The following is a 12,282-nucleotide window of genomic DNA, read 5'->3' on the forward strand; positions in this document are numbered from 1 at the left end:
CTGAATAAGTTGTGAATTGCTTTCAAACTTTAGTATCTTTGGGATACAACACAACAATCCTATATTAGCCATGGAACTTGAACGTGTTGTGAATTGCTTTCAAACTTTAGTATCTTTGGGATACAACACAACTTGTTACTGTTACATCGGAGAATACAGATAGTTGTGAATTGCTTTCAAACTTTAGTATCTTTGGGATACAACACAACGTAAAGAAATACGAACCCATTGCCATCACAGTTGTGAATTGCTTTCAAACTTTAGTATCTTTGGGATACAACACAACGCCGCTGTTGCGCGGATAGGTGTCACGCCGGTTGTGAATTGCTTTCAAACTTTAGTATCTTTGGGATACAACACAACCGAAGCTTGAACACTTTAATGTCATTGACAGTTGTGAATTGCTTTCAAACTTTAGTATCTTTGGGATACAACACAACGGTCAATTAAACAAGGCAAATATCGTTTCTGTTGTGAATTGCTTTCAAACTTTAGTATCTTTGGGATACAACACAACCCACCCCAACGGATATAAATTTCGTCTTGTGTTGTGAATTGCTTTCAAACTTTAGTATCTTTGGGATACAACACAACTTGCGTGATAGATACAAATAAGCATGACACGTTGTGAATTGCTTTCAAACTTTAGTATCTTTGGGATACAACACAACTGCTGATGCGCACGCACGAGCAGCGCTTGAGTTGTGAATTGCTTTCAAACTTTAGTATCTTTGGGATACAACACAACAAAAGGAGTATATAAAACTTTATCGCGGCCGTTGTGAATTGCTTTCAAACTTTAGTATCTTTGGGATACAACACAACTCCCAGAATCTTTATAACTGAAAGATTCTTGTTGTGAATTGCTTTCAAACTTTAGTATCTTTGGGATACAACACAACTTCCAGAAGGTAATATCCGATACGGTCAATGTTGTGAATTGCTTTCAAACTTTAGTATCTTTGGGATACAACACAACCACAATTCAATCGCAAGTTAGTCGTATCGGGTTGTGAATTGCTTTCAAACTTTAGTATCTTTGGGATACAACACAACAAAAGCTGGTGTAGCATTTATCGTAAAAGAGTTGTGAATTGCTTTCAAACTTTAGTATCTTTGGGATACAACACAACCAGCACCTGCTTACATGAATGAAAATTATAGTTGTGAATTGCTTTCAAACTTTAGTATCTTTGGGATACAACACAACTTTAAGTTGAGCCATGCAGCCTTAGCAATGGTTGTGAATTGCTTTCAAACTTTAGTATCTTTGGGATACAACACAACTTATACAGATTATCAAGTAGCTCAAATTTAGTTGTGAATTGCTTTCAAACTTTAGTATCTTTGGGATACAACACAACTTTGGATTTAGATTTAAAGTGAATCGTCTAGTTGTGAATTGCTTTCAAACTTTAGTATCTTTGGGATACAACACAACCCACAAGGTAAATTTAGACCGTTTATTTATGTTGTGAATTGCTTTCAAACTTTAGTATCTTTGGGATACAACACAACGAAATCGCAAAACTTAAAGGCGAAGAAACAGTTGTGAATTGCTTTCAAACTTTAGTATCTTTGGGATACAACACAACACTTCATCGGTAAAACCAAAAGACAAAGTGGTTGTGAATTGCTTTCAAACTTTAGTATCTTTGGGATACAACACAACAAGACGTTAAAGCTACCTTCAGGAATGCCTGTTGTGAATTGCTTTCAAACTTTAGTATCTTTGGGATACAACACAACTTAGGCGATGTGCATATATGTTTTGCCGTTGTTGTGAATTGCTTTCAAACTTTAGTATCTTTGGGATACAACACAACTTAGGCGATGTGCATATATGTTTTGCCGTTGTTGTGAATTGCTTTCAAACTTTAGTATCTTTGGGATACAACACAACCTCAAATTAAAAATCCCCTATTTTACAGGGGATTTTTGTGGTTTTTAGAATTGGAAAAATCAAAATAATTCGAGTTGTTGAAAGGTCGGTGGTGGTTCTTCTTTGTTTCTGGCAAAAAAGATTTCGATATCGCCAAATTGCTTGTCTGTGATACACATAATGGCAACTTTTCCTGCTTTTGGAAGCATGAGTTTTACGCGTTTGATATGTACTTCGGCGTTTTCGCGACTGGGGCAATGCCTAACGTACATGGAAAATTGAAATAAGGTGAATCCATCGTCTATTAATCCTTTTCGGAATTGGTTGGCCGCTCGCATATTGGCTTTGGTCTCGGTTGGCAAATCGTACAATACTAAAACCCACATAATTCGATAGGCGTTAAAACGGTCTTGTTTCATAGGCGAATGTGGATTGGGAGCGGTAAACTTTCGCGTGAGGGCGTAGTGCATTGTTGGAGCTCTTTTTTGTGGCGGCTGAGCGAAGCCGAAGCCCCACAAGAAAAGCGACTGCACAAAGACCGACCCTTGATAGCGGCTGGATAAAAAACCTCATAGGTTTCAGAAACCTATGAGGTTTGGAAGCGATGGAAATCAAGGGGCACGCCCACATTAGTTTTGTTTTCATGGTATTTCGGGATATACTATCAATCTTTTTTCGCCCGTGTAGCATTTGTACAAAGAGCTTGCACTTGTTTTGACCGCCACCATTAGTGGACGGATTTTGCTATCAATTCGCACATCCATCGTCGCTATTTTGAGGATATGTGCCTTGAATTCTTTGTTTAAATCCTCGGTTTCGGGATGCAAATTGAGCCATTGCATGACGAGTAAATCCACGAAGGGTCGATAAGGCTCCATGAGGTCGTCGGCGAGGCAATATGGATTGTATTTGTTCTTGTGGAAAATCCCCAAAACTGGCAACAGACCCGTTTCCACAATGGCTCTGGCGACCATCGAGCGAAGCACAGAATAACCAAAATTGAAAAACTGATTGGGCGAGTCTCCAAAACGTTGCCTCAAAAAATCGTGACTGATAAGGTATTTCCAATAGTGCTGCGCCGCAATGCCTTCCATATTGGTGATATCGCCACTTTTTACTTGTTGCTGATAATCTAGCATGGGTTCAAAATAGTTGCCCAAGCGATGCAGAACTTCTTTTTGATTTTCGATTTTGCATTCTACAGTTTGCTTCCATAATTGCTTTTTGAGCGGTTCGCTGGCTTCGAGTTGGTCTTTTATTCGGTCCGAATATTCGGTGTGTCCATGCAAAGGCAACATCATCCCATGCGGCAAGTGATGTGCATCGCAACTAATGATCACAACATTATTCCCCATCATTTTCTGAACCAATTGGTGCGAAATGGTTATCTGAAAATGATCCAACATCAACAATCCCAAATCCTCAACGGGAACTTTACCTTTGGTTTCTTTGGTTTCGGGACAAAGAATGTGCATTTGCTCATCTTTTAGTTTGAGATATGAAGGATTGCCGATGTATATAGAGCGGGTGATCATAGTTATTAGTTTTTAGTATTCGCCGATGTGAACTATTTTTCCTAAGTGGTTAATTTTAACTTTCTTTGGATTTAAGTCATTTAATCCTTTTAAACTTAATCTGTAATATCTTTTACTTTCTTTTGCACCTTCAGTTTTCTTTAATTCTGTGTTTTTAGTTTCTAAATGATGTCTAAACCAATAATCACCTTCAGCAATACTCCAAACCAAGTACAAATTCTTACTTAAAGTTGATTTGTCATTACTTCTAATCGCATCGTTAAATTCATCATCAGATAAGCCAAGTATAAACATTTCATTTTGTTGCATACTGAATTGAAGATTTAAGCCATCTTCTGGTAACAAATTCAAAAATTCCTGTGGCAATCTTTCGTTGCTTAGGTTATCCCATATGGATGATGAGTCTTTAATTAAAACGGGAATACTATTCATTTTACGCTCCACAGCATGCCAAAAAGTACAAGAATGTTGGACTTGTTTTCCATCTTTATCGGTATATATAGCGATGTGATGATTATTTCCTTGAACAACAAAGCCAATGTTTTTACCATTTTCATCTTTTTTGATTGGTTGTAATCCGTTAGCATCTGGTCTTGCAAATAATCGAACTGTTTTTATTGGGATTTGCTTTTCTTCATTGTACCACAATATTTCTTTAAAAGCTTCTTTTTCCTTATTCCCGAATTGAGCCAGTCTATCTTTAACAATTGATTTTACTTTTTCATCTACAATATCATTTACTTGCTTCGCATTTAAGCTTAACAAATCATATTTCATTACAGTCGCATCTTTGTAACAGATTGCTTTTTCTAGAACTATTTCTTGCTTTTCATCTAAATAAATAGGTTCCTTTTTTAAAGATGACAATGCTTTTTTTGTATCATTTTCAAATTGCTGTAATCTATCAAATACTTTTCTTTTAATCTTTTCATCTTTAATAGTACTTGGATTTTCCAAAAGATATTTTAATGGTTTATCTGGTTCTTCAACTTTAATTTTTCCATAAACAGATTGCTCATGTAGAGCTCCTCTCGGAACAATTACTCCTTGCTCTTTATTTTTTCCTTTTGCTTTAAATTTAGAAATAGTTGCTACTTTTTTACCAGCTTTAAATGAAATTAGAATTTTATCTGCCTCTTTTTCTACTTCAGAAGTTGTGAAAGGTTTTTCGGTATTAAAATACTTTTCTAAAAGCGTCAACTTTTCATTGTATTGAATTTTAGCTTCTTCAACTTCTTTTAACATTTCATTGCGAACATCACTTGAATTTAGAGTATTAATTCGTTGAATATATCCTTGTTTAGTACACGCAATAACAAGAGCATCTACAGCGTGATGACGATGATCGTCACGTTTTGTCCAATTAATTATTTGTTCTTTGTTATGTAATCTTTTACCGTGTTCACTCGTCCATTCAATCATTTTAGTCTGTCCTAAAGATTTATATTTTGGCATTTGTAAATTCATCAAAACATCATCCCAGCCCCATATTTTACGCAGTTTTGCAGTAACTGTACCTTCGCTAACGGTTACTTTATTACAAATTTGCTCTAATATTTGTCTTGCTTTTTTAGCAATATATTGAGATTCTCGAAGTTGTCTATCAATAAAGTTTTCCCAAAGTTTTTTATCTGCTTCCCTTTCTTTTTTCAATTTTTTACGTTCTTGATATTCTTCAAAAGAAACTTTCAATCTTTGCATTTTACCATATGACAATATTCCTCTTGAGAACCAATCATCAACACGTTGAATGTATTTTTCTAATTCTGCTTCTCCTTTTTTTGCAATATAATCGTAGGCAGTTTTATCTAATTTTTTAGAATTACAATGTCTATGAACTAAAACTTTATTAGTTTGTGAATCATCGAATAGCAATGCTTTTGGAACAATATGATCCACATCAAAATTATCGCCTGTTAAAGCTTCTGAAAGGCTAAAATGTTCACCACAATAAATACATTGGTTAACAACATCTGCTTCTTTCCACTTTTTATCCTTCGCTGGAAAAATGAATTTATATTTCTGAATATATTTTTTAGTTGCAGCAATTCCCATTGCATTGAGACGTTGCGCAATTAATTCATTTTGTTTTTTGTTGTTACTATTAGCTTTATCTGCTTGATCTCTTTCATCTTTACTTTGCTTCAGTTCTCTAGCAAGCTCAAGTCTAATTTCGTCAGGCTTACCAAACTCATCAATTACTGCATTAACGACATTAATCATTTGATTAATAATCTTTTCAACAACTGGCTGGCGCAAACTATTTTTAGGTAATAATTCTAATCTTTCTTTAACTTCGCGAGATTCTTGCTCTTCTTTCGTTAAACTATTAGAATGATTATAACCCGCTAAACTACAAGCTTTATCATACCCAAAACCTTCCATTAGATAAGGTAATATTTTACGCATTGCTTTTGCCGACTTATTTCCAAAAGCTTGCTTATTAAAATCTATTCTCGAAAGTTTGTCTGCAATTTCTTCCTCAAGATTAAACCTTTTTATTAACGCTTCTCGACATTCGTCCAAATCCTTTATCGAATAGATGGTATGCCAAAGTTGATACAACGGTTCTTTTTCAAAATCCCTAGCAACAATTAATCTTTTTTTTTCTTCTAATATTTCTCCTGTTTTTTTATCAACTAAAAGAGCTTCATTAGTGGATTCTTCTATAAATATATTAAACTGCAAAAGTGATTCATCTTTTAAGATCAAATTTAGTTCAGCATAAGTTATATTTCCTTGAATTCCTTTTTGGACTTGTTTATTGACGAAAACGTCGTCTTTACGTAATTCTAAAATTTTAAGCAATTCAGAATAACTTAATAATGCGTTTGTAGAAAGATAATTTGCAATCTTTTCTTTTTGGTCTATAGTTGGAGAATAATCGCTCCACTTATATTTGCTTCCTTCTGGATTTTTTACTTTTAAAGTTATATTATTTACAACTTCCCAAATTTTACATAACTGAAACAATGGTGAAGTTTTAGGCGCAACTTTCGGACCAACAAATACAATCTTGTTAGTTGATTTTTCTTTATTTTCTATTTCTTTTTCAAAACCTTCAAACTCACAAACACTTACTAATCCTTTTTGAGATTTTAGTTTACGCTGGTAGTAAATGATTTCATTTCGAAGTCTATTAATCGTCTCTTCAGTCAAAAAATCATGAGATTTTTTTTGAACATTAATAATCGTATCAAACTCTTCTAAATAAGCTTCTCTTGGGAAAACTTGTTCTTTTACTCTGTAATATTCATTATTTAAAAATGAAGTAGAAAGTTTATTATAAAAATGCTGACCAATAGTTTTGTTTTCTTCCTTTAATATTGCATATCTTCCTTTTACTTCAGCAACGTAATCCGTATCTTTCTTATCAGCATTAGCTTCACTTCTTGCAGATTTATAACCTCTTTTTTGGTTTAACATATAGAAAATTCTACCCAATTGCTCTACACTAATTGGTTCCGATGCAGCATCACTTCTCAATTTCCATAAATCCAACATTGGAAGATTCATTAAAACTGAATCAGGGTATATTCCAAATTTTTCTAATTCTTTCTTTAAACTGTATTTAAAATCTTCACTTTTCTTAAGCTGTTTTCTATCGTAACCTTTCCTTTGAGTTCTAGCTTTAGTACGATCTTGATTTTTGGTTATTGATTGTCCTCTTTCAAATTGAGTTTTATCTTCAGTCCCCAATGGAATGATACGGCTTCCCATTCCTAAGATTCGTAAAGGTTTATACGTTTCTCCATTAACCTCAATTAAAGCCCAACCAACGGAAGCGATTCCCAAATCCAATCCAAGTATATTTTTAGTCATAGTTTAGTTTTTTCGTTAAAAAAATAAAACTAAGCATTTTTTTTATTTAAAAGAAAAAAAATATTGTATTTCGTTTTTTTACTATATTTGAGACTTGAAAGCAATTCACAATAAGGATTATTCCGTTGTGAAAACATTTGGGTTACCTCTTGTCCATAATCAGGAGGTTTTTTTATCCTCAAAAAATTGAGCATTAATTTAAAAAAAAATCTAACGTATAACCTATTATCTAAAACTTAAATACACCCAATAGTCACAACAGCCGACGGCTAAGAAACGGTCAAAAGAAGTTAAACTATAACTCTAAAATAGCGCCATTAATAAAACAAATAGCTAAGTGGCATTAAACCAATGATCGCCAATCCTGGTAAAGTCCATATTAATACTAATTGTTTTGTATCGCTAAGATTTCGGAACCAAGCCATATACTAAAAATTATTCATTTCTTTTGACAGGTTCTAGATCTGCGAGTTCGTCGGTTGAGAAAAGTCGATAATGTACTTTAAAAGTCTTTCCCAAAGGTGTTTCCAGCGAAAAGCCACCAGGACCAACACCGTCGAGCACATCTAAGGTAAAATGCGAATACTGCCAATATTCGAAGAGATCGCGGTCTATCCAAAATTCGTAATCTTTGATATGCCCAAGAAGAACATCATTCATGCGCGGGAAAAATCCGTCTTTCTCAAAACATTGTGGTTGAGTGCCTTCGCAACATCCACCTGCTTGATAAAACATCAACGGTCCGTGTTGTGCTTCCAAAGTACTAATGACTTCCAAAGCTTTATCTGTAACATCTAATCGAGATATCATCTTCTTTAATTTATTTAAAGTTAAACATTATTTCTGGGAACAAAAAAACCTGGCTCTATTAAAGTCAGGCTAAAAACACAAATTATAAAAACTACATATACAATTAATAAAAATTAGTTTTGTCCTGCTATATCAAGAACAATTCTTCCGTCAATTTGACCCGCCTTCATTTTATCAAATACCTCATTAATATCTTCTAGTTTCGCGGAAGTAACTGTTGCTTTTACTAAGCCTTCATTTGCAAAATCCAATGCTTCTTGCATATCTTTTCTTGTACCAACAATAGAACCTCTAACGGTGATTCTCTTAAGAACGGTTTCAAAAATCGGTAACTCAAAAGAACCTGGAGGAAGACCATTAAGAGCAATTGTTCCTTTTCTTCTAAGAACATCAATTCCTTGTTTAAAAGCAATAGGCGAAACCGCCGTGATCAACGCTCCATGCATACCGCCAACCTCTTTATGTAAGTAAGCTCCAGGATCTGTTTCTTTAGCATTAACAACCAAGTCTGCACCCAGTTTTTTTGCTAATTCTAATTTATCATCGGCAACATCAATAGCGGCAACGTGCATTCCCATTGCTTTTGCATACTGAACAGCAACGTGACCTAATCCTCCAACTCCAGAAATAGCAACCCATTCTCCAGGTTTTGTTTCCGTCTCCTTCAGTCCTTTATACACTGTAACCCCTGCACACAAAATAGGTGCAATCTCCAAGAAATTAACGTTACTCTTAAGATGCCCTACGTATCTAGAATCTGCAATAACATATTCTGCAAAACCTCCATCTACACTATATCCTCCATTTTGTTGAGCTTCACAAAGAGTTTCCCATCCAGTGATACAATAATCACAACCTCCACAAGCGGAATACAACCACGGAACTCCAACTGCATCACCTTCTTTTACTTGAGCTTCTGGTCCGCAAGCCACCACAATTCCTACACCTTCATGTCCTGGAATAAGTGGCATTTTTGGTTTTGCAGGCCAATCTCCATCTACGGCATGCAAGTCTGTATGACAAACACCACAAGCAATAACTTTTACCAATACCTCATATCGTCCTGGTTCTCTTACCGGAACCTCCATAATTTTTAATGGTTGTCCATACCCTTGCACTACCGCAGCTTTCATTGTTTTAGGAATCATAACTCTCTATTTTATTAGTTTTTAATTTAAAATTTTGCATGGTGAATTTTATGGATTAAGCGAAACTCAACCCTAAAAGCCTGTCCGTTGTCCGGGGCTACCCTAAGACAACGGGCACGCTAAAAAGTGTTTTATTATTCTAGAAGAAACCTAACTTATTTTTATTATATGAGATTAACATATTTTTTGTCTGACGATAATGATCGAGCATCATCTTGTGGTTTTCGCGACCGATACCCGATTGCTTGTAACCTCCAAACGGCGCGCCAGCTGGATAAGAGTGGTATTGATTAACCCAAACTCTTCCCGCCTGAATTGCTCTTGGAACCGTGTACAATTGATGTGCATCTCTTGTCCAAACTCCTGCCCCTAAACCATAAATCGTATCATTTGCAATTGCGATAGCTTCTGCTTCGTCTTTGAAAGTTATCACCGCTAACACTGGTCCAAAAATTTCTTCTTGGAAAATTCTCATTTTGTTATGTCCTTTGAACAAAGTCGGCTGAATGTAGTATCCGTCCTCGATATCGCCACCCAAATGGTTAGCGTCGCCACCAGTTAATACTTCTGCACCTTCTTCTTTTCCTAATTTGATGTAAGACAAAATTTTATCTTTCTGGATTTGAGAAGCTTGTGCACCCATCATCACCGTTGGATCTAACGGATGACCAACTTTAATTGCGTTAACTCTTTCTACAACTCTTGCGATAAATGCATCGTAAATATCTTCTTGAATCAACAATCTTGAAGGACAAGTACAAATTTCACCTTGATTTAAAGCAAATAAAACCGCTCCTTCAATCGCTTTGTCCAAAAACTCATCATCTTCGTCCATCACCGAACTAAAGAATACATTCGGAGATTTCCCTCCTAATTCTAAAGTTACTGGGATGATATTTTCGGTTGCATATTGCATGACCAAACGTCCTGTTGCTGTAGATCCTGTGAAAGCCGCTTTTGCCACTTTTGGATTAGTTACTAAAGCTCTTCCTAACTCAGCACCGAAACCGTTAACGATATTAATAACACCTGCAGGGATTAAATCTCCAATAAGTTCCATAAGAACCATAATAGAAATCGGTGTGCTTTCTGCTGGTTTTAGAACCACACAGTTACCTGCAGCCAAAGCTGGCGCTAGCTTCCAAACCGCCATAAGGATTGGGAAATTCCAAGGGATAATTTGCGCCACAACACCCAAAGGTTCGTTAACGATTAAAGAAACCGTGTCTTTATCCAGCTCATTAAGTGATCCTTCTTCTGCACGGATAACGCTTGCAAAATATCTGAAATGGTCAATCGCTAACGGAATATCTGCCGCCAAAGTCTCACGAACTGCTTTACCGTTATCCATCGTCTCTACAGACGCAATGTATTGTAAATTTTCCTCGATACGGTCTGCGATTTTATTAAGCATAATGCTACGTTCTGTAGCAGACGTATTTTTCCAAGTTTCGAAAGCTTTAGCAGCTGCATCAACAGCCAACTCCAAATCTTCTTTAGTCGAATGTGCAGCTTGTGTGAAAACTTTACCATCTACTGGTGAAACGACATCAAAATATTTTCCTAAAACTGGTGCAACGAATTTGCCACCGATGTAATTATCATATTTAGACTTAAAGTCAGGTCTTTGTATAACATTTGTACTCATAATATATATGGTTTTAAAATTTATTTTAATTAAACTTATAATCAATAACATTAAAACTTGTTTAGTTTTTTTTGTTATTGATAATTCGAAATTAATTTTATAAAATCCAAACCAATAGCACAATCCTACACATTTATAGTAAAATCCTCTTTATGTTGCAAACTTTAAAATTTCCTTAACAAAATATTAGAAGTTTATTAAAAGATTATTCCTTATTTTTAACAAAATCCATTTTAAAAGAAGGTTAATATGTCGCTAGAAAAATCATACATACATCAACCTGCATTACTAAACGAAAAGCAACTTGGTAGCATGGTAGAAAATAAAACCTCTTACACACTAAAAAACTGTGAATTTAATATCTATGAAACCCATCGCAGTGCTTTTGATGTTAAATTACATTTTAACGATGTGGCTTTTACAGCAATGTTACGCGGCAAAAAAAAATTAAAACTTGATGGTAAAACGGATTACTTCGACTATCTACCTGGCGAAAGCGTATTGGTAGCACCTGGCGAAACGATGGTCATCGACTTTCCAGAAGCTGACGAAGCGCCTTCACAATGTTTGTCATTAAGTCTAAATTCGGACTTTATTAAGAATACACTCAATTATCTTAATCTCCATGAAACAAAAGTTGACGACACAAGCTGTTGGCAACTTCAAAATCAAGAATATTATCTTTTCAATACAGAATCGTTGACCTCGGCAACCAACAATATTATGCGGATTGCGATGGATAATAATACGCACAAAGATTTGATGGCTGATTTTGCTCTAAAAGAATTATTAATAAGATTAATGCAAACCCAAGCGAGCACCATGATACAATTGCAACTTTCTAAAAACCAATCGCGACTCGGTTACATCATAGATTTTATTAAACAAAATCTCCATCAAAAACTGAATATCGATCAAATGGCGAAAATGGCTTATGTCAGTAAGTCTAATTTTTTCAAAATGTTTAAAGAAGAACTTGGCATTTCGCCCAACGATTTTATTTTAAAAGAACGTATTAACCTTGCTAAAGATTTATTAAAAAAACGAGAAAGAATCAAAGAAGTCGCCTACCGAACGGGTTTCACAGACACCAATTATTTCACAAGGGTTTTTAAACAACATGAAGGGACAACGCCTAAGTCATTCCAAAATGATAGTTTGATAATACAATAAGATTGCGATAATTCAATAACAAAATCCTCGTTGATGAGGCTTTTTATAGGTTAATTTCTGTAACAAATTCTTTCAAAAAAATTATAAAAAACTTCCTACATCATTTTATAAAGCCTAGTACCTTTCAAAACTGGATTTTCTTGTTCAATATGTTTTAACGCAAAATAACCAATTCTTGGACTAACAGAATCTTGAAGCTGCTTGCGGTGTCGCCGTTTCAGAAATTTAGTGCAACAAATGTTAAAATAATTAACACAATTTTAT

7 protein-coding genes and 1 CRISPR repeat array are annotated in these 12,282 nt (G+C 35.0%); of the genes, 1 reads left to right on the plus strand and 6 read right to left on the minus strand.

Features of this window, described 5'->3' with window-relative positions; translation table 11 throughout:
* Positions 1-8 precede the first annotated feature (8 nt).
* A CRISPR array of direct repeats spans positions 9-1,903; the repeat unit is 47 nt; unit sequence GTTGTGAATTGCTTTCAAACTTTAGTATCTTTGGGATACAACACAAC.
* A gap of 59 nt (positions 1,904-1,962) precedes the next feature.
* From cas2 to RT037_RS11205, 6 genes are all read right to left on the minus strand, one after another.
* Positions 1,963-2,301: a CRISPR-associated endonuclease Cas2 gene (gene cas2, locus RT037_RS11180; protein WP_312322603.1), complete on the minus strand. Its 339-nt coding sequence runs from the start codon at positions 2,299-2,301 to the stop codon at positions 1,963-1,965.
* Between the two features lie 222 nt (positions 2,302-2,523).
* Positions 2,524-3,417, minus strand: coding sequence for a type II CRISPR-associated endonuclease Cas1 (gene cas1, locus RT037_RS11185; protein ID WP_313031204.1), 894 nt, complete (start codon positions 3,415-3,417; stop codon positions 2,524-2,526).
* A gap of 12 nt (positions 3,418-3,429) precedes the next feature.
* The gene (gene cas9 / locus RT037_RS11190) at positions 3,430-7,239 is read right to left on the minus strand and encodes a type II CRISPR RNA-guided endonuclease Cas9 (protein WP_313031207.1); all 3,810 of its coding nucleotides are present in this window, start codon (positions 7,237-7,239) and stop codon (positions 3,430-3,432) included.
* 435 nt (positions 7,240-7,674) lie between these two features.
* Positions 7,675-8,049 carry a DUF779 domain-containing protein gene (locus tag RT037_RS11195; RefSeq protein WP_312322601.1) on the minus strand — a complete coding sequence of 125 codons (375 nt, stop codon included), beginning with the start codon at positions 8,047-8,049 and terminating at the stop codon, positions 7,675-7,677.
* 113 nt (positions 8,050-8,162) lie between these two features.
* Entirely contained in the window at positions 8,163-9,197 is a 1,035-nt protein-coding gene (gene adhP, locus RT037_RS11200; RefSeq protein ID WP_313031209.1) for an alcohol dehydrogenase AdhP, read from the minus strand.
* Positions 9,198-9,336: 139 nt separating this feature from the next.
* The gene (locus RT037_RS11205; RefSeq protein WP_313031212.1) at positions 9,337-10,845 is read right to left on the minus strand and encodes an aldehyde dehydrogenase family protein; all 1,509 of its coding nucleotides are present in this window, start codon (positions 10,843-10,845) and stop codon (positions 9,337-9,339) included.
* Between the two features lie 249 nt (positions 10,846-11,094).
* On the opposite strand from RT037_RS11205, the gene RT037_RS11210 reads away from it, so the two are divergent.
* Positions 11,095-12,018: a helix-turn-helix domain-containing protein gene (locus RT037_RS11210; protein ID WP_313031214.1), complete on the plus strand. Its 924-nt coding sequence runs from the start codon at positions 11,095-11,097 to the stop codon at positions 12,016-12,018.
* Positions 12,019-12,282 lie beyond the last annotated feature (264 nt).

The sequence above is a fragment of the Soonwooa sp. genome (genome assembly GCF_032062245.1).
In the GTDB taxonomy this organism is placed as follows: Bacteria; Bacteroidota; Bacteroidia; order Flavobacteriales; family Weeksellaceae; genus Soonwooa.